The organism is Mesorhizobium sp. GW821-FHT04C10 (assembly GCF_059420305.1).
This window is the reverse complement of sequence record NZ_JBWKTL010000001.1, coordinates 5,614,594-5,631,131: the sequence shown is the minus strand read 5'-3', so window position 1 is coordinate 5,631,131 and position 16,538 is coordinate 5,614,594. Positions and strand designations below refer to the sequence as shown.

17 protein-coding genes are annotated in these 16,538 nt (G+C 62.7%); 10 read left to right on the top strand and 7 right to left on the bottom strand.

Features of this window, described 5'->3' with window-relative positions; all coding sequences use genetic code 11:
- Window positions 1-74 precede the first annotated feature (74 nt).
- The gene (locus AC07UC_RS27440; RefSeq protein ID WP_140768968.1) at window positions 75-641 is read left to right on the top strand and encodes a DUF6101 family protein; all 567 of its coding nucleotides are present in this window, start codon (window positions 75-77) and stop codon (window positions 639-641) included.
- A 95-nt stretch (window positions 642-736) separates the two neighbouring features.
- On the opposite strand, the gene ubiA is transcribed toward AC07UC_RS27440, so the two are convergent.
- Both ubiA and AC07UC_RS27430 read right to left on the bottom strand, forming a co-directional pair.
- On the bottom strand, window positions 737-1,720 hold the full coding sequence (ubiA, locus tag AC07UC_RS27435; RefSeq protein WP_494908998.1) for a 4-hydroxybenzoate octaprenyltransferase: 984 nt from the start codon (window positions 1,718-1,720) through the stop codon (window positions 737-739).
- Window positions 1,721-1,788: 68 nt separating this feature from the next.
- Window positions 1,789-2,700, bottom strand: coding sequence for a LysR family transcriptional regulator (locus AC07UC_RS27430; RefSeq protein ID WP_202323367.1), 912 nt, complete (start codon window positions 2,698-2,700; stop codon window positions 1,789-1,791).
- Between the two features lie 90 nt (window positions 2,701-2,790).
- On the opposite strand from AC07UC_RS27430, the gene AC07UC_RS27425 reads away from it, so the two are divergent.
- Both AC07UC_RS27425 and purD read left to right on the top strand, forming a co-directional pair.
- Window positions 2,791-3,612, top strand: coding sequence for a phytanoyl-CoA dioxygenase family protein (locus AC07UC_RS27425; protein WP_202323366.1), 822 nt, complete (start codon window positions 2,791-2,793; stop codon window positions 3,610-3,612).
- A gap of 153 nt (window positions 3,613-3,765) precedes the next feature.
- Window positions 3,766-5,043 (top strand): phosphoribosylamine--glycine ligase, encoded by a 1,278-nt coding sequence (purD, locus tag AC07UC_RS27420; RefSeq protein ID WP_494908019.1) that lies wholly within the window; start codon window positions 3,766-3,768, stop codon window positions 5,041-5,043.
- Between the two features lie 17 nt (window positions 5,044-5,060).
- Here purD and AC07UC_RS27415 read toward each other — a convergent pair whose 3' ends face one another.
- Both AC07UC_RS27415 and AC07UC_RS27410 read right to left on the bottom strand, forming a co-directional pair.
- Window positions 5,061-6,158 carry a glycoside hydrolase family 25 protein gene (locus AC07UC_RS27415; RefSeq protein WP_181179594.1) on the bottom strand — a complete coding sequence of 366 codons (1,098 nt, stop codon included), beginning with the start codon at window positions 6,156-6,158 and terminating at the stop codon, window positions 5,061-5,063.
- A gap of 245 nt (window positions 6,159-6,403) precedes the next feature.
- Window positions 6,404-7,846 carry a caspase family protein gene (locus tag AC07UC_RS27410; RefSeq protein ID WP_494908018.1) on the bottom strand — a complete coding sequence of 481 codons (1,443 nt, stop codon included), beginning with the start codon at window positions 7,844-7,846 and terminating at the stop codon, window positions 6,404-6,406.
- A gap of 428 nt (window positions 7,847-8,274) precedes the next feature.
- On the opposite strand from AC07UC_RS27410, the gene AC07UC_RS27405 reads away from it, so the two are divergent.
- Window positions 8,275-9,375 (top strand): autotransporter domain-containing protein, encoded by a 1,101-nt coding sequence (locus AC07UC_RS27405; protein WP_244735185.1) that lies wholly within the window; start codon window positions 8,275-8,277, stop codon window positions 9,373-9,375.
- 65 nt (window positions 9,376-9,440) lie between these two features.
- Here AC07UC_RS27405 and AC07UC_RS27400 read toward each other — a convergent pair whose 3' ends face one another.
- Window positions 9,441-9,677: a hypothetical protein gene (locus AC07UC_RS27400; protein ID WP_140768952.1), complete on the bottom strand. Its 237-nt coding sequence runs from the start codon at window positions 9,675-9,677 to the stop codon at window positions 9,441-9,443.
- Between the two features lie 213 nt (window positions 9,678-9,890).
- On the opposite strand from AC07UC_RS27400, the gene AC07UC_RS27395 reads away from it, so the two are divergent.
- Together AC07UC_RS27395 and AC07UC_RS27390 are read left to right on the top strand one after the other, a co-directional pair.
- Entirely contained in the window at window positions 9,891-11,660 is a 1,770-nt protein-coding gene (locus tag AC07UC_RS27395; RefSeq protein ID WP_494908017.1) for an acyl-CoA dehydrogenase family protein, read from the top strand.
- A 19-nt stretch (window positions 11,661-11,679) separates the two neighbouring features.
- Window positions 11,680-12,429 carry a crotonase/enoyl-CoA hydratase family protein gene (locus AC07UC_RS27390; protein ID WP_494908016.1) on the top strand — a complete coding sequence of 250 codons (750 nt, stop codon included), beginning with the start codon at window positions 11,680-11,682 and terminating at the stop codon, window positions 12,427-12,429.
- Between the two features lie 7 nt (window positions 12,430-12,436).
- On the opposite strand, the gene pdxH is transcribed toward AC07UC_RS27390, so the two are convergent.
- Complete coding sequence (pdxH, locus tag AC07UC_RS27385) at window positions 12,437-13,054, bottom strand: pyridoxamine 5'-phosphate oxidase (RefSeq protein ID WP_202323359.1); 618 nt, start codon at window positions 13,052-13,054, stop codon at window positions 12,437-12,439.
- 40 nt (window positions 13,055-13,094) lie between these two features.
- Between pdxH and AC07UC_RS27380 the strand changes: the two genes are divergently transcribed.
- The 4 genes from AC07UC_RS27380 to AC07UC_RS27365 all read left to right on the top strand — a co-directional run bounded on the left by AC07UC_RS27380 (window position 13,095) and on the right by AC07UC_RS27365 (window position 16,150).
- Window positions 13,095-13,556: an RT0821/Lpp0805 family surface protein gene (locus tag AC07UC_RS27380; protein WP_140768944.1), complete on the top strand. Its 462-nt coding sequence runs from the start codon at window positions 13,095-13,097 to the stop codon at window positions 13,554-13,556.
- A 100-nt stretch (window positions 13,557-13,656) separates the two neighbouring features.
- Window positions 13,657-14,583, top strand: a complete 927-nt coding sequence (locus tag AC07UC_RS27375) for a DnaJ C-terminal domain-containing protein (RefSeq protein ID WP_494908015.1) — start codon at window positions 13,657-13,659, stop codon at window positions 14,581-14,583.
- Window positions 14,584-14,688: 105 nt separating this feature from the next.
- Complete coding sequence (fabI, locus tag AC07UC_RS27370) at window positions 14,689-15,510, top strand: enoyl-ACP reductase FabI (protein WP_140768940.1); 822 nt, start codon at window positions 14,689-14,691, stop codon at window positions 15,508-15,510.
- A gap of 52 nt (window positions 15,511-15,562) precedes the next feature.
- Window positions 15,563-16,150 (top strand): histidine phosphatase family protein, encoded by a 588-nt coding sequence (locus tag AC07UC_RS27365; RefSeq protein WP_202323357.1) that lies wholly within the window; start codon window positions 15,563-15,565, stop codon window positions 16,148-16,150.
- Between the two features lie 10 nt (window positions 16,151-16,160).
- Here AC07UC_RS27365 and AC07UC_RS27360 read toward each other — a convergent pair whose 3' ends face one another.
- Entirely contained in the window at window positions 16,161-16,421 is a 261-nt protein-coding gene (locus AC07UC_RS27360) for a DUF1344 domain-containing protein (protein WP_056564015.1), read from the bottom strand.
- Between the last annotated feature and the right edge of the window lie 117 nt (window positions 16,422-16,538).

The window sequence follows — 16,538 nt, the reverse complement described above, 5'->3', positions numbered from 1 at the left end:
CATAACGAGGCCGGGAAAACTGGCCCGGAGAGAACCGGACACCGGCTCTCAGGAGACAGACAGGAAGGCACTCTATGAACACTGGACTGAAGCCAGTCTGGGCGGGACGCAACATGCGCCTCGACCCATTCCGCCTGCCGCAGGTGGTTAGCTACGCCACACGCGACGACTATGGCGACGTGACCTTCACCATCGACCAGCGCGGCGCCGTGATCCGTCGCATGCTGGAGATGAGCGGCGTGCCGGCGATCATCGCACTGCCCGCCAATGCGTTCCGCGGCGTTGCCGCCCGCGCGATGGAGGATCCGGACGGCAATGTCACGGTTACCCTCGAACTCCTGCACAACGACCCAATGCTGTCGGTGCCCCTGCTGGTGGCCGACGACCTCGATGATGTCGCCGCCGACTGGCGGGCCTGGGCCGATGCCTACCGGCTGCCCATGCTCCTGATCGAATCGGACGGCGTTGCCCGCACGCTGGAAGAATCGCTCGGCGCCGCCATCAAGACGCTGCCGCCGCAGGATCGCCGCAAGGGCCGCATTTCGACCACGCGCCGCCCGCGCTTCCTCGCCCGCCGCAGGGCCGGCAACCTTGGTCTCAGGCTGGTCATCGGCGGCCAGGAGATTATTTCGAGGGAGTGAGAAGCGGTTCGCGCAGCGAACGAAAAGCCAATTGCTTGGCTTTTCGAGCTTCGAACGCCCTGAGCCTGCGAAGGGCCAAGGCGTAAGAAAAGCCGCTAAACCAGCGGCTTTAGCGCCACCCACAATGCGCCGCCGATCAGGCCGAGGAAGATCAGCCAGCCGACCTGGTTGTTCGACCGGAACAGCCGCAGGCATTGGTCCGGATCGTTGATATCCAGAACCGCGATCTGGCGGGCCATGTGGGCGCCGGCGGCGATCAATCCCGCCAGCGCCACCACCGGTGCCTGCGCCGAGGCGAAGGCGATGGCGAAGCAGACCAGCGTGCCGCCATAAAGCCCTGCCAGCCACGCCTTGGTGTTGTCGCCGAACAGCCGTGCCGTCGAGCGTACGCCGACAATGGCGTCGTCTTCCTTGTCCTGATGCGCATAGATCGTGTCGTAGCCGATCACCCACAGGATCGAGCCGATATAGAGCATGATGGCGGGGCCATCGAGATCGCCGAACTCGACCGCCCATCCCATCAGCGCACCCCAGGAAAAGGCAAGGCCGAGAAACAGTTGCGGCCAATTGGTTATCCGCTTCATGAATGGATAGATGGCCACGATCGCCAGCGAGCAGACGCCGAGCAGAATGGCGAAGCTGTTGAACTGCAGGAGCACGGCAAGGCCGACCAGGGCCTGCAGTACAAGAAAGAGCCAGGCCCGCCGACGCGTGGTTTGGCCGGAGGGCAGCGGGCGCGAGCGGGTGCGCTCGACCTGGTTGTCTATGCCTTCGTCGACGATGTCGTTGTAGGTGCAGCCGGCGCCGCGCATGGCGATGGCGCCGACCAGGAACAGCACGAGATACCATGGCGCCGGCAGCAGCGAGAGCAGCGGGTCGCCGGGACGCGGATAGGCGCTCGCCGCGAGCGCCGCCGACCACCAGCACGGCCACAGAAGCAATTGCCAGCCGATCGGCCTGTCCCATCGCGCAAGTTGTGCGTAGGGCCAAACCGCGCGCGGCAGCACGCGGTAGACCCAATGGCCATTCGGCGCATCGGCGACACGGCCCTGGGCCGTTTTCGACTGGATAGGTTCCATGTCCATGGAGTGGCAGCAGGCGTGGAAACCGTCAAGCGGCAAGCGGACGAGGGACGACCGTCAACCCGTCAGGAGGTGAAGATGTCGCGCGTGGAAAACCAGGCCTTCGCTGTTTCGACAAATGCGAGTGCCGCATTCGATACGCGCTGATGCGTGTCATAGGTGAGGATGATGCGCTGCATGGGCAGCGGATCCGATAGCGGCTTGCAGATCAGCGGCAGTCCGTCATAACTGCGGTCCCCATGCGGCCTTGTGTAGCTGACGGCGACACCAAAACCGTTCGCCACCATGCTGCGCTGAAGTTCAAACGAACTCGTCGCCCTGTCGGCCACTGGCGCGAGACCACGGCTGCGGAACAGATCGAGCATGTGCTGCCAACTCTGCGGCTGGTCCGTCGTGATCAGCGGATAGGCGGCCAGATCCGCCAGGCTGACCTCGGGGCGATCCACCAGAGCATGGCCTGCCGGCAACAGCGCGTGCGGTCGCAGTTCGTGCAGCAGGATGCGGGCGAAATGCGACGGCAGGCCGAGGTCGTAACTGAGGCCAAGATCGATGGCGGCGTCCGCCACACGCCGCCCGAGCGTTTCGAACGTTTCGTCGCGAACGACAACAGCCACGTCTGGATGGCGCTCGGAAAACGCGCGGATGAGACCCGGCGCGAAATATGGCGCCAGATCCTCGAAGCATCCAAGCACCAACTCGCCGCCGACGGCCGAGTTGCCCGAGCCCAGGCTCATGAGTTCGTCCGTCGCGGCAAGAACCTGCTTTGCCTTCGCCACGGCGACACGGCCGAACGAGGTCAGCGAAACGCCGCTTCCACGCTGGCGCACGAAGAGCTTTTGCCCGAAATCCTTTTCGATCGCGTCGATCGCCACCGAAATCGAGGGTTGGGAGATGTTCAGTGTCCTGGCCGCGCCGGTGACGCTGCCGTGGCGGGCCACCGCGACCAGATAACGCAACTGCGTGAGGCTTAGGCTCATAGTCTCACTCTATGTGTCAGATGAGAAGTTATTATTTTACTGAATGAGTACGGATTGCGATAGTCGTGTCGATCCTGAAAGGAGGACACCATGGCTTCCCAGACTGCTATCCGCGCCATCGACACCGACCTGATCGATGCGGACACAATCGCCGACTACCAGCGGGACGGCGCGGTCTGCATCCGCGGCGCCTTCAAGGGCTGGGTCGACACGATTGCCGCCGGCATCGAGCGCAATATGCAAAACCGCAGCGCCACCGCTTCCGACATCGCCAATGGTCGCGGCAGTTTCTTCGATGACTACTGCAACTGGGAGCGTATTCCCGAATTCGTCAGGGTGGTGCGCGAATCGCCGGCCGCCGAACTGGCGGCGGCGGTGATGCAGTCGCGCACCGCGCAGTTCTTCCATGACCACGTTCTGGTCAAGGAGCCCGGCACGCAGAAGCCGACGCCCTGGCATCAGGACATCCCCTATTATTTCGTCGACGGCCAGCAGACGGTAAGCTTCTGGATTCCCATCGATCCGGTAAAGGAGGCGACGCTGCGCCTGATCGCCGGCTCGCACAAATGGGACAAGATGATCCTGCCGGTGCGCTGGCTCGACGACAGCAATTTCTATGCCGGCGAGGGCGACTATCTGCCGGTCCCCGATCCCGACAACGATCCGTCGATGAAGGTTCTCGAATGGGAAATGGAGCCGGGCGATGCCATCCTGTTCGACTTCCGCACAGCACATGGCGCGCGCGGCAACCTCACCGCGGCACGGCGTCGGGCACTGTCACTGCGCTGGGTCGGCGACGATGCCCATTATGTCGAACGGCCGGGCCGCACATCGCCGCCCTATCACGGTCATGGCATGCAGCCGGGCCAGAAATTGCGCGAGGACTGGTTCCCGGTGGTTTTTCCCGCCTGAAGCGGGCCAGAATATGGGCGCCAGAATTCGGCGCCCATATTCGGCCGGGATAACGTTCCCGTGTGCAATTTTGATCAAAACACCCTGATGCCTTGACCCATCGCCCGGAGAGCAATAGCGGGTGCTCTCCAGGGTTTGCATTGTGAGGTGGCCATGAACGTTCTTCTTCTCGGCTCCGGCGGCCGCGAACATGCGCTTGCCTGGAAGATCGCCGCCTCGCCGCTGCTGACCAAGCTCTACGCGGCCCCCGGCAATCCGGGCATCGGCAGCGAGGTCGAACTGGTGAAGCTTGATATCACCGATCATGCCGCCGTGACCGCCTTCTGCCGGGAGAAAAAAATCGACCTCGTCGTGGTCGGCCCGGAAGGGCCGCTCGTCGCCGGCATTGCCGACGACCTGCGCGCAGAAAACATCCGCGTCTTTGGGCCGTCGAAAGCCGCCGCGCGGCTGGAGGGTTCGAAGGGTTTCACCAAGGACCTCTGCGCGCGATATAACATCCCGACCGCCGCCTATGGCCGTTTCGGCGATCTGGCCTCCGCCAAGGCCTATGTCGAAAAGACCGGTGCGCCGATCGTTATCAAGGCCGACGGGCTCGCCGCCGGCAAGGGCGTCACCGTCGCCATGACGCTGGACGAGGCGCTGGCGGCACTCGATGCCTGTTTCGAGGGTTCCTTCGGAGCCGCCGGTGCGGAAGTGGTGATCGAGGAGTTCATGACCGGCGAGGAGGCAAGCTTCTTCTGCCTCTGCGACGGCACCACCGCACTGCCTTTCGGCACCGCACAGGATCACAAGCGCGTTGGCGACGGCGACGTCGGCCCCAACACGGGCGGCATGGGCGCCTATTCGCCGGCGCCGGTGATGACGCCCGAGATGGTCGAGCGCACGATGCGCGAAATCATCGAGCCGACGATGCGCGGCATGGCCGATCTTGGCGCACCCTTCGCCGGCATTCTGTTCGCCGGGCTGATGATCACGGACAAGGGGCCGAGGCTGATCGAATACAACACCCGTTTCGGCGATCCGGAATGCCAGGTGCTGATGATGCGGCTGAAGGACGATTTGCTGGTGCTGCTCAACGCCGCCGTGGACGGCCAGTTGGCGCACACTTCCATACGCTGGCGCGACGAGGCGGCGCTCACCGTGGTGATGGCCGCGCGGGGCTATCCCGGCACTCCGGAAAAAGGCTCTGTCATCCGCGGCGTCGAGCAGGCGGCGGGGGAAGGCGTCCAGATCTTCCACGCCGGCACCGCCATCAATGGCGGCGCACTGGTTGCCAATGGCGGCCGCGTCCTCAATGTCACGGCGACCGGTGCCACGGTCCGCGAGGCACAGGCGCGGGCCTACGCCGCGCTCGACCGGATCGATTGGCCGGACGGATTCTGCCGTCGCGACATCGGCTGGCAGGCCGTGGCGCGCGAGCAGGCGAGCTGAGATTACGGCGCGGCGGCTTATTGCTGGCCGCGGTCGATTTCGGTCGAGGCGGTGCTGACCGGATCGGCCCCGGCGAAGGCGGCGTCGAGCTGCTCGGGCGAACGCTGTTCCGTTCGCTTCCAGGCGACATATTGCACAATGCCGAAGCCCGGCCTGCGCGGCACCGTCTTCACCACAGGCATGCGGAACCCGTCGCGGAATTTCGACCAGCGCGACCCAAGCACCGCGACCATTTCCTCGAACGTCGGCGGCGTCGCCACATCCGCATAGGTCAGTGTCGCCTTGCCGGCGAGCGCTGCCTCGCGCGAGAGCGGCACCGGCACGCTGGCAAGATAGTCCGATGGTACGTCGATCAGCCCGCCAAAGGGCCATTGCTGGCGCAGCGTGGCGGCATCGGTCGGTGCGACGTTGACGTCGATATCGTTAGGCGTGCCGGCTACCCTGTAGGGGCAACGGAAGCGGCCGCAATTGGCCTGCGCGGAAAATTGCCAGAGCGCATAGCCTTGCCAGTTGCCCATCGGAAAATGCACGTCGATATCAGGTTTGTAGCGCGCGTACCAAAGCGGCAGCCGCGACAGGAGCCGGTACTTGTAGCGATTGTCGGCGATGTACTGGGCCGTCTTGCCGTTGGTATAGAGCACCGGGAAGCGGCCCATGCGCCGATGCACCTGGCGTACGAACTCCTCGGCATCTTCGAGCGACATCCATTGCGAGGGATCGTTGCCCTCGAGGTCGAGAACCATGAGATCGTCCGGCGCGGGATCGGCAAAATCGAGGAAATTGTTGGCCTGCTCGACCGGGTTGCCGGGGCGGGCCAGGTGATAGGCGCCCCATTTCATGCCGAGCGCCTTGGCCACGACCCGACGCGTCTGGAACAGTTCGCGCGTCACCGCATGGCGTTTCCACAGCGCCTTGCAGAGCTTCACGTCGGTGTCGCCGCCAAAACAGAAATAGGGCGGCGGCATGCCGTCGGAAGCCTTGTTGATGAATCCGACGATGCGCTTGTCGGTGGCAAGTTGCGCCCAGTCGATTGAATTGTATTCGTAGGCATCGACCACCAGGGCGCGGTCGGCATTCTTCCACGGCTCGGAGAAATCCGAAGCCTGTGCCGCCATCGACAGCGCCACCGTCGCCGCGAAAGCCAGAGGCGTCAGTGCGTGTCGCCAGAAAATATACAGAGGTTTTAGAGAAGCTGTATGCCTAGGGAAAAGGGGTTTGACGAGCGTTGGCACAGCGCTCTTTGAACGGCGATGGAAACGCCTTGGCAATTTCAAAACAGGGAATCCCCGTTGATCAAAGGCAAATCCTGAACCGTCATGGTTAAGGAATGCTTCTCGATGCCGGGGCACCCCGTGCCAGGTTAGAACACACCGCCAATCCCAATTCCGCCACTGATGTCGGGAGGGGGAGCGGCTGGACGTGACGATGGCGAGCGTGAGGGCGTGGAGGCCTTACGGCTCGCCGCTCCCTTCTGGCGCAGCGGAGCGGCGTCCGACGCGACCTTCGCCGGCTTGACCTTCATGATGACCGGATCCTTGCAGACGCGGCCGGAGTGCAAGAAGAGATCGCCCAGAAGTTCAACCGTTGGCTCGGTCGCCGAGGCGACCCGCTTGGTGTTCTTGTAGTAGCTGTTGAGAGCTTGGACCGAGTGCTTGCCCCAATCTCCATCGACCGTCATGCGATAGCAGCCCAAGCGGCGCAATTCCGTCTGGATGTTGCGTGCGAGGTCGGTCGCTTTCGCAGGGGTCGGCTCATCGGCCGACGTGCCGACGATCAATGTTTCAAGACCGGAAACCACGCTTTGCCGGGCTCCTTCAAGGCTGGCAAGCTGCGTACCTGCCGGTTCCGGTGAAACGCTGGGCGGGGCTGAAATCTCGGCAGATCGCAATGTTTGTCCCACGATAAGCACGGCGGTCTGCAGGTCGTTGGAAGCAAGCTCGACCTGCAGTTTTTTCTTGGCGGCCGGGTCCGACAGAATGCGAGACAGGCTGGCGCTCAACTGAGCCGGGTCGAGCTCTTGTTGCTCGGTGAAATAGAACTGCTCGCGAAGGTTCGACTGGTCCCATGGAACCTGACGACCTGCGGTGAGTGCCTCGGTCTCGTTGCGAACGCGGATCATCATATCCGAGATGCTGAGCCCGGGAATCTCAACGTTCCTCAACAGGGCTGTGGTGAAGGGGCTGTTGTCTCCCGAGCCATCGGCCGTGATGTTGCCTGGCTGGGTCGCGAAGGCGACAAACGTGTTTTCACCCACTTCGACCTGGGCAAGGCCATCCATGACGCTGGCGCCTTTGCCGACCGGGTTGTTGCGGCAAGCGTCAAGAAAAATAAACGTCTGCCTCTCCCGGTTGGAAAATTTTGCGATCACGTCGTTTAGCTTGACCGCGCCCGCGGTCAGTTTTTCCAGGGTTTCGGGATCGGGTGTATCGACGGGCAGGAGATAGTTCTCCCCCTGCAACTGAACGCCGTGGCCGGCGTAGAAGATCACCACGGCGCTGGCGGTCGCGAGTTTGCTGTCGGCCCTGTCAAAGAGCTTGGCAAACCCGTCCGACGAAAGGTCGAGCCCCGTCAGCACGTCGAAATTCAGCCTTTTCAGACTTTCGGAGAGTTGCGTGGCGTCGTTTACCGCATTGGTCAAATGTTGAAGGCGCGCGCTTTGGTAATTCGAATTGCCAATGACGATGGCAAGCCGCTTGCTTGGCTTTGATGCAAGCACTTCCTCGACCGCGGCTTGGGCCCCCATCGAACCGAAAAACACGACCAGCAGAATTGCAGCAAAGTGCCGGAAGAAACTGTGGGTCATGTCACGGGCTCGTTTCAGCTGCGACAACGTTCGCGCCGTCGAAGTGTCCGTCCGGCTGATGCGCCGCCCCTCGGACGCCGGAAACCCATATCTCCGAAGACCAGTGAATTTTACACCACAAACCGCCTCAAAGAAAGGGCGAGGGTCTCGCGACCCGCGTTTGGTCGGCCGAGTGGGGCGGCGCGAACCATCGTTTTACACGCGCGTCGAAAGACCCGCTCGGCAAGGACCGCAGCCGTGCCGGCAAGCGGAAATCGATTCGACATTCGAAACCGTATCTTCCCGGGGCATAACCTGTTATAGTCGTCATAGTGAAGTCGCAGTATGTCGAGCGCGCACGCTGAAGCCGGACGGATATTTTGAATATCGTCGGCGAATTGCATCCCTGATTATTATTGTCTTACTTGTAATAAAGAGGGGAAATGACAATGACAGCAAGGAAATGGCATTTTGACCCGGTCAACGCGATTGCGCTCTCGATCGGTGCTATGGTCGTCCTCCTGCCTTCGAAGGCCGCTGCCTGCGTCTTCGTTGGCGAGGGGACTGTTCTGTCAGGGCAGTGCTATCTCAACGGCATAGCCAATGGCGCGGTTGTCGACACGTCCCTGGATGCGCTTCTGGGCGTTGTCGATAACGCAATCGAGTCAGATGTCGGCCTTGCGAACGGACCTCCGCAAGCTTTGTCGACGCCGTTCGGCGTCTTCGCTTCGGGCCAGTTGGCGCACACGAAGCACGACGGTTTTACGATTTCACAGGGACCGACCGTGATCACCGGACCGGATTTCGACGTCGACGAATTTTCCGCCGCGGTCAGCGTGGACTTCAACGCTGCAAAGCATTTCGGTTTCGACAATGAGCACGGTCTGAACCTGGGGCTGTTTGGCGGCTATGCATCGGCCAACGTGGACGCCAATGCGCTCGGTTTCTTTCCTCCCAACGGCGAAGCCACCAACAGAAGCGGCATGTTCGGCGGTTATGGGCTCTATCGTCGCGGCACCAGCTATATGCTGGTGGCTGCATCGGCGTTCCTCGGCAACACCGATGTCGAAAGCACAGGCCTCGGCTCCGGCACGTATGACACACAAGGCTACGCCGTGACGGGGTCGATCGGCCACATCTTCAACTTGACCGATCGGGTGCGCTTCGATCTGCGTGGCGGATTGCTTGGTGTCAGTTTCACGGGCGACGACTACACGGACAGCTCTGGCGTTTCGTACGGAAAAAGCCGCCTGTCATTTGGCGCGATCAAGTTCGAACCCGGAGTTTATGCCGATTATCAACTCGGAAACGGTATGGTGATCAGCCCTTACGCGCGAGCCGATCTGCAGCAGCGCTTCGGCTATTCAAACACCGCGAGCGTGTCCGGTATCGAGAGTAGCTTCGAAGATGCGGACTTCTCGGCGGCGGTGTCGGCAGGCTTCAATCTGAAAATGTCCCAATCGACCACAGTCAGCAGCGAGATTCGGGGCAAGTGGTCCCAAGACAGTTCAACCGTCAGCGGCAAGCTGGGCGTAAAGATCGCCTTCTGAACATAGACGGCAGGATGGTCATTTCCGTCGCCGGCAACGCAAGACGCTCGGCGGGCGATTATCCGCTAGCGCCGGACGCTTGGCGGAAATTCAAACGGGTCGGGCGCGGGCTCCTGCTGCAGCGTGCCTTCGGCGGCGCGTTTGCGGTGGTGGGCCAGCGAGCATTGCGGCGAGCACAATATGCCGCGATCCGACCAGTAGGCCGCACCATGTTCCAGCCTGCCCTCATGGTACCAGAACCCCGGAGCGCGATAGGGCAGGCCGCATTCGATGCAGCGGTAGGCGTCGGGTCTGGCGAGCATGAGATGTTCCGGTCGGCTGGTTCTGGTCTGCCGCCGGTCGACTTGATCCGGCTTCGATAGAATTTAATACAGGCCGGCGCGATTGCAAAATCCGCGTGACAAAATTTGACGTTTACGTAAAAAGAAGATGGGAGACCGCCCAAAGGCGGGTGGTTTTGCGGTGGCACTGGCTCTAGGGTCGGCGAGGCCGATGCATCAGGAGGATCGAGCGGCATGTATCGGGCACCGGTCGAGGATATCGCCTTTACGCTGAAGCACGTGGCTGGGCTCAAGCAGGGGCTCGATACCGGCGCATTTGGCGATCTCAGCGAGGATCTGGTCGATGCCGTCCTTGGCGAAGCAGGCCGTTTCGCCACCGAGGAAGTGGCTCCCCTTTACAAGATCGGCGACGAACACGGTGCGGTGCTGAAGGACGCTGCCGTCACCACGCCGCCCGGCTGGAAGGAGCTCTATCGCCGCTGGATCGATGGCGGCTGGAACGCGCTGTCCGGGCCCGAGGAGTATGGCGGCCAGGCGCTGCCGACCATGTTGGGCGTCGCCGCGCTCGAAATGTGGAATTCGGCCGCCATGGCCTTCGGCATCGGCCCGACGCTGACCATGGGCGCGGTCGAAGCGCTGGACAAGCATGCTTCGGATGAGCTCAAGGCAAAATATCTCGAAAAGCTCGTCTCCGGAGAATGGATGGGCACCATGAACCTGACCGAGCCGCAGGCGGGCTCGGACCTCGCTGCCTTGCGCGCCCGCGCCGAGCCTGCCGGCGACGGCACCTACCGCATCTTCGGCCAGAAGATCTTCATCACCTATGGCGAGCACGATTTCACCGACAACATCATCCATCTGGTGCTGGCGCGGCTGCCCGACGCGCCTGCCGGCACGCGCGGCATCTCGTTGTTCCTGGTGCCGAAATTCCTGGTCGGCGACGACGGCTCGCTCGCCGCCCGCAACGATGTCTTCTGTTCCGGCCTCGAGCACAAGCTCGGCATACATGCCTCGCCGACCTGCACCATGATCTATGGCGATGGGTTCCAGGGCGCCAAGCCCGGCGCCATTGGCTGGCTGATCGGCGAGGAGAACAAGGGCCTCGCCTGCATGTTCACCATGATGAACAATGCCCGCCTGGCCGTCGGCATGCAGGGGGTCGCCGTCGCGGAAGCCGCCACCCAGAAGGCGATCGCCTATGCCAATGAGCGCCGCCAGGGCAAGGCGGCCGATTACGCCGGCGCCGGCATGGCGCCGATCGTTCACCACCCCGACGTGCAACGCAATCTCTTGACCATGAAGGCGCTGACGCAGACGGCGCGGGCGATCAGCTACTCCTGTGCCTATGCGATCGACATGGCGCGGGTCTCGGACGGTGACCAGGCCGCGCATTGGCGTGATCGTGCCAATCTTTTGACGCCGCTGGCCAAGGCGTTTTCGACCGATGTTGGCGTCGAAGTGGCCTCGCTCGGCCTCCAGGTGCATGGCGGCATGGGCTTCATCGAGGAGACCGGCGCGGCGGCTCTCTACCGCGACGCGCGCATCGCGCCGATCTACGAGGGCACCAACGGCATCCAGGCGATCGACCTGGTCACCCGCAAGCTGCCGCTCGGCGGCGGCGAGCATGTGCATGGCTTCATCGGCGAACTGGCTGCGGCCGCCCACGCCGTGCGGACCTCAAATCTGCAGGGTTTCGGTCGCACCGCGGATGCGCTCGACGCAGCACTCGGCGATCTGACGCAGGCGACGCGTTTCCTGCAAAAACTGTCGGCGGACGGCCGGACGGAGGAGGCGCTGGCGGGTGCGACGCCTTATCTCAGGCTGATCTCGCTTGCCGCCGGCGGCGCCTATCTGGCGCGGGGCGCTCTTGCCGATCATGGCCGCATCGGCCTTTGCCGCTTCTTTGCCGAAAACCTGCTCGGCGAGGCGGGTGCCCTGAAAGGGCGTGTTGTCGATGGCGCGGAAAGCCTCGTGGCTGCCGGCAAAACGCTGATCTCAGCCTGACGTTCACAAGGAAAGCACTGTGACTGACCATATCCTCGTCGAGCGCCAGGGCGCCATCCAGGTCATCCGTATGAACCGCCCGGACAAGAAGAACGCGCTGACGCGCGCCATGTACGCCAAGATGTCGCAAACCCTGGCCGAGGGTGATGCCGATCCGACGATCCGCGTCCATGTGTTTCTCGGCGTGCCTGGGGCGTTCTCTTCGGGCAACGACCTTGCCGATTTCATGGTCGTGGCCACTGGTGGCGATGGCGGCACCGAAGTCTGGGATTTCCTGATGGCGCTGGCCAGGGTCGAAAAACCCATCGTCTCCGGCGTTGACGGCATCGCCGTCGGCATCGGCACCACGATCAACCTGCATTGCGACCTGACCTTCGCCACGCCGCGCACCGTGTTCAGGACGCCTTTCGTTGACCTTGGCCTGGTGCCCGAGGCCGGATCGAGTCTGTTGGCGCCGCGGGTCCTGGGGCAGCAAGGTGCGTTCGCGCTGCTTGGCCTTGGCGAGGGCTTTTCCGCCGAGCGCGCGAAGGCCGCCGGCCTTATCTACGATGTGGTCGAGGAGGGTGCGCTGGAGGCCTCGGTGCTGGCGGCTGCCGGCCGGATCGCCGCCAAGCCGCCGCAGGCGCTGAAGATCGCGCGCGACCTCATGCGCGGCTCACGCGACGATCTCGTCGCGCGCATCGGCGAGGAAAGCGAGCATTTCCGCGAGCGGCTGAAGTCCGACGAGGCGCGCGCGGCGCTCACGGCGTTCATGACAAGGAAGAAGTAGCAATTCCTCAGGGATAAAGCCGCGTCTTGTCCCAGCCGCCCTTGGCGCTGCGTGAAAAGACCACCCGGTCATGCAATCGGAACGGCCTGTCGTGCCAGAACTCGATCGTCTTCGGGACGATGCGGAAACCCGACCAGTGTTTCGGCCGCGGAATCTCGCCGATGGCATGACGCGCCGTGTATTCGGCGACCGCCTTCTCCAGCGCGAAGCGGCTTTCGAGCGGCCGTGACTGTTTCGAGGCCCAGGCGCCGATGCGGCTCCCGCGCGGCCGCGTCGCATAATAAGCATCGGCCTCGGCGTCGCTGACGATCTCCACCGGGCCGCGAATGCGCACCTGGCGGCGCAACGATTTCCAATGGAAACACATCGCCGCCTTCATGCTGCCAAGAATCTCCTGGCCCTTCGCGCTCTCGAAATTCGTGTAGAAAACAAAGCCGCCTTCATCGAATCCCTTGAGCAGCACCATCCGCACATCCGGCATGCCCTCGGCATCGACGGTAGCCAGCGCCACGCCATTGGCATCATTGATTTCGCTCTTGGTGGCGTCGTCCAGCCATGCGGCAAAGAGCCGAAACGGCTCGGCCGCCTCGGTAAAGTCACTGCTTGTTAACTCTGTGTCACTCATAGTTTTTCTCAAATTGTCATGAACCGGGGGAGGTTGCCGATTGTCGCGTATTGCGCAAGCTTTTGACAGCAGGCAATGGAGCGTTATCGCTTCGGCCAGCGCGAAAGCGGCGATCGTGTCAATCGCCCTGCCACTTGTTGGCTGCGGCGCGGGCGGATTCAGCCTGGAAAAAGCCGAAGTCGACCGCTCGATCCTGACCAGCAGCACCTCGGCTTCATCAGCGCCCGCCGATTCGGATCGCGACTCCGATCAGACGACGATCGGCAATGCGGTGTCCTCCGCCGATATCGAGCAACTCGGCGGCCAGGCCGTACCGTGGGCGAATGCCGGCACCGGGTCGCGTGGCTCCATCACCGAACTGGCGGAGCTGAAGGACAGGGGTCAGACGTGCCGCCGCTTCAGGGCCTCACGCGAAAGCTTTGACGGCGTTGCCATGTTCGAGGGTGAACTGTGCCTCGCCGGCGCCGGCGGCTGGCGCATGCAGGGCTTCAAGGCGCTCTGACTTTCCGCTTTTGATATGACGCCCCGCTACTGGAATTTCTTCCTATGCGAGCGCATATAGGGGGCAAGTATGGACTCAACTCTTCTCCAGGGCAGAACGCATGCGCGACCCGTATGAGGTGCTGGGCGTTGCAAAGAACGCATCGGCCAAGGACATAAAATCGGCGTACCGGAAACTCGCCAAGAAACATCATCCGGATCAGAATCCGAATGATCCCAAGGCGAAGGACCGTTTTTCCGCGGCCAACCAGGCCTATGAGATCGTCGGCGACGAGAAGAACCGTGCGGCTTTCGATCGCGGCGAGATCGACGCCGACGGCAAGCCGCGCTTCCAGGGGTTTGAAGGCGCCGGCGGCGGCGATCCCTTCGGCGGCTTTCGCCGCCAGCAAGGGGCAGGCGGCTCGCGATTCGAATTCCGCTCGGGGCGTCCCGGTGGCGATCCGTTCGACGGCAACAGCGATATTTTCAGCCAGATTTTCGGCGACGCCTTTTCCGGCGCGCGCGGCGCAGGCCAGGGCGATCGCCGCCAGCCCGCGACGGCGGCCGATCTGAACGTCACGCTCGACGTCACCATCGAGGAAGCCGCAAACGCCGAAAAGGTGACGGCGATGTTTCCCGATGGCCGAAAAGTGGCGGTCAAACTGCCGGCCTTTGTCGAGGATGGTCAGACCATCCGGTTGAAGGGGCAGGGCGAGCAGGGGCCGGGCCAACCCGGCGACGCGCTGGTCAAGATCCATATCCGCCGGCACCCGCGCTACCGCATCGAAGGCCGCGACCTGCATGCCGATCTGCCGGTGCCGCTGGCGGATGCGGTGCTCGGCGCCAAGGTGCCGGTCGAGACACCGACCGGCAAGCTCGCGGTCAACGTTCCCGCCTGGTCGAGTTCGGACAAGGTGTTGCGCCTGAAAGGGCGGGGTCTTCCGGAAAAGGCCGGCGGCCATGGCGACCTCTACGCCCATGTGCGCATCATGCTGCCGGAAGGCGGCGACAGCGCGCTGGAAACGCTGTTGCGCGGCCAAAAAGGCTGATCCAGCGCTTTTGTCCCCCGAACTGTCCGGTTTGAGCGCTTGAAGGGGCAGTGTGCCTGTGCGATAGGCACTCCACAAAGCACAAACCTTGCGGAGAGCGCTCACATGGCGGGTGGACAGGGCCTGATGGCCGGCAAGCGCGGCCTCATTCTTGGCGTCGCGAACAACAGGTCGATTGCCTACGGCATCGCCAAGGCCTGCGTTGATCATGGTGCCGAAATCGCGCTGACCTACCAGGGCGAGGCGTTCAAGAAGCGTGTCGAGCCGCTGGCGGCGGAACTCGGCGCCTTTGTCGCCGGCCATTGCGACGTCACTGATCCGGCGAGCCTCGACGAGGTTTTCGCCAATGTCGCCAAGCATTGGGGCGGCAAGCTCGACTTCCTCGTCCACGCCATCGCTTTTTCCGACAAGGACGAGCTGACTGGCCGCTATGTCGAGACGACGCGCGACAACTTCCTGCGCACCATGGACATTTCGGTCTATTCCTTCACCACCATAGCCAAGCGCGCCGAAGCGCTGATGACCGATGGCGGCTCGCTGCTGACCCTGACCTACTATGGCGCCGAGAAGGTGATGCCGCACTACAACGTCATGGGCGTCGCCAAGGCCGCGCTCGAGGCCAGCGTGCGTTACCTCGCCGTCGATCTTGGCGCCAAGAAGATCCGCGTCAATGCCATCTCCGCCGGGCCGATCAAGACCCTGGCCGCCTCCGGCATCGGCGACTTCCGTTACATCCTTAAGTGGAACGAATACAATTCGCCGCTGAAGCAGACGGTCACGCAGGAAGAAGTCGGCGATTCCGGCGTCTATTTCCTGTCCGACCTGTCGCGTGGCGTCACCGGCGAAGTGCATCATGTCGATTCCGGCTATCACGTTGTCGGCATGAAGGCGGTCGACGCGCCCGATATTTCGACGGTCAAGGACTAACTCCCTCCGCTCATCCTCCGCCCAGGCCCTTGCCCGACCTCCGGAAGACCTGATGTACCCGCTGGTTTATATCGTGCGCCACGGCCAGACTGCGTGGAACGCCGAGTTCCGGCTTCAGGGCCAGGCCGACACCGATCTCAATGCCCTTGGCCGCGAACAGGCGACCGGAAACGGGCATCGGCTGGCCGAACTTGTCGGTGATGTCAGGGATTTCGATTTCGTCGCGAGCCCGATGCGGCGGACGCGCGAAACGATGGAACGCATCCGCGCCGCGATGAAACTCGATCCGCTCGCCTATCGAACCGATGTCAGGCTGGTTGAGGTCAATTTCGGCGACTGGCAGAGCTTTACTTTTGCCGAGCTCGAGACGCAGTCTCCCGGAGCAAGTCGGTCACGCGCCCTGGACAAATGGAATTTTCAGCCGCCCGGCGAGGGGGCGGAAAGCTACCAGATGCTGCTCGAACGGGTGAAACCCTGTTTCGACGAGATCGGCCGCAGGACGATCTGCGTGACGCATGGTGGCGTGATGCGCACCCTGTTCCGATTCGTGCTTGACATGGCCGAGGACGAGGCCGCGAACCTGGAGATACCGCAGGATCGCGTGCTCAAGCTCGAAGGGCAGAGCCTGGAGTGGCTTTAAGCCACCTGGGCTAGTTCGTGTCGCTGTCCGGCAACTGCATATCGGTCACGACATTCTCGCCATTGGTCACGTCGTAAGCGATGACGATGTCCATGCCCGGCTTCAGGGAGTCGAGATCGGTTTCGGCGTTCAGCTTATAGGATTTGCCGTCGTCCAGCGTCAGCGTCAGCGCATCCTTGTCGATCTTCTTGATCAGGCCCTCGGTCTGTCCGGCGAAGGCGGCGGTGGAACAAAGCAGCATGGCGGCAACAGCGCCAATCAGGGTACGCATGATTGTCCTCTTTGGTCATTGCGCCGGCACTGTGGCGGCGGATCCTCAACGGCGGATGGAAGAAAGCAGAAACCAGCCGAATGTGTCAAAACTTAAACGGCGGGGATGACAGTTTGA

What these genes read in the sequence shown, in the direction of transcription:
- AC07UC_RS27440 (WP_140768968.1), top strand. Translation starts at nt 75, where the DNA reads ATGAACACTGGACTGAAGCCAGTCTGGGCGGGACGCAACATGCGCCTC.
- ubiA (WP_494908998.1), bottom strand. Translation starts at nt 1,720, where the DNA reads ATGGAACCTATCCAGTCGAAAACGGCCCAGGGCCGTGTCGCCGATGCG.
- AC07UC_RS27430 (WP_202323367.1), bottom strand. Translation starts at nt 2,700, where the DNA reads ATGAGCCTAAGCCTCACGCAGTTGCGTTATCTGGTCGCGGTGGCCCGC.
- AC07UC_RS27425 (WP_202323366.1), top strand. Translation starts at nt 2,791, where the DNA reads ATGGCTTCCCAGACTGCTATCCGCGCCATCGACACCGACCTGATCGAT.
- purD (WP_494908019.1), top strand. Translation starts at nt 3,766, where the DNA reads ATGAACGTTCTTCTTCTCGGCTCCGGCGGCCGCGAACATGCGCTTGCC.
- AC07UC_RS27415 (WP_181179594.1), bottom strand. Translation starts at nt 6,158, where the DNA reads ATGGCGGCACAGGCTTCGGATTTCTCCGAGCCGTGGAAGAATGCCGAC.
- AC07UC_RS27410 (WP_494908018.1), bottom strand. Translation starts at nt 7,846, where the DNA reads ATGACCCACAGTTTCTTCCGGCACTTTGCTGCAATTCTGCTGGTCGTG.
- AC07UC_RS27405 (WP_244735185.1), top strand. Translation starts at nt 8,275, where the DNA reads ATGACAGCAAGGAAATGGCATTTTGACCCGGTCAACGCGATTGCGCTC.
- AC07UC_RS27400 (WP_140768952.1), bottom strand. Translation starts at nt 9,677, where the DNA reads ATGCTCGCCAGACCCGACGCCTACCGCTGCATCGAATGCGGCCTGCCC.
- AC07UC_RS27395 (WP_494908017.1), top strand. Translation starts at nt 9,891, where the DNA reads ATGTATCGGGCACCGGTCGAGGATATCGCCTTTACGCTGAAGCACGTG.
- pdxH (WP_202323359.1), bottom strand. Translation starts at nt 13,054, where the DNA reads ATGAGTGACACAGAGTTAACAAGCAGTGACTTTACCGAGGCGGCCGAG.
- AC07UC_RS27375 (WP_494908015.1), top strand. Translation starts at nt 13,657, where the DNA reads ATGCGCGACCCGTATGAGGTGCTGGGCGTTGCAAAGAACGCATCGGCC.
- fabI (WP_140768940.1), top strand. Translation starts at nt 14,689, where the DNA reads ATGGCGGGTGGACAGGGCCTGATGGCCGGCAAGCGCGGCCTCATTCTT.
- AC07UC_RS27365 (WP_202323357.1), top strand. Translation starts at nt 15,563, where the DNA reads ATGTACCCGCTGGTTTATATCGTGCGCCACGGCCAGACTGCGTGGAAC.
- AC07UC_RS27360 (WP_056564015.1), bottom strand. Translation starts at nt 16,421, where the DNA reads ATGCGTACCCTGATTGGCGCTGTTGCCGCCATGCTGCTTTGTTCCACC.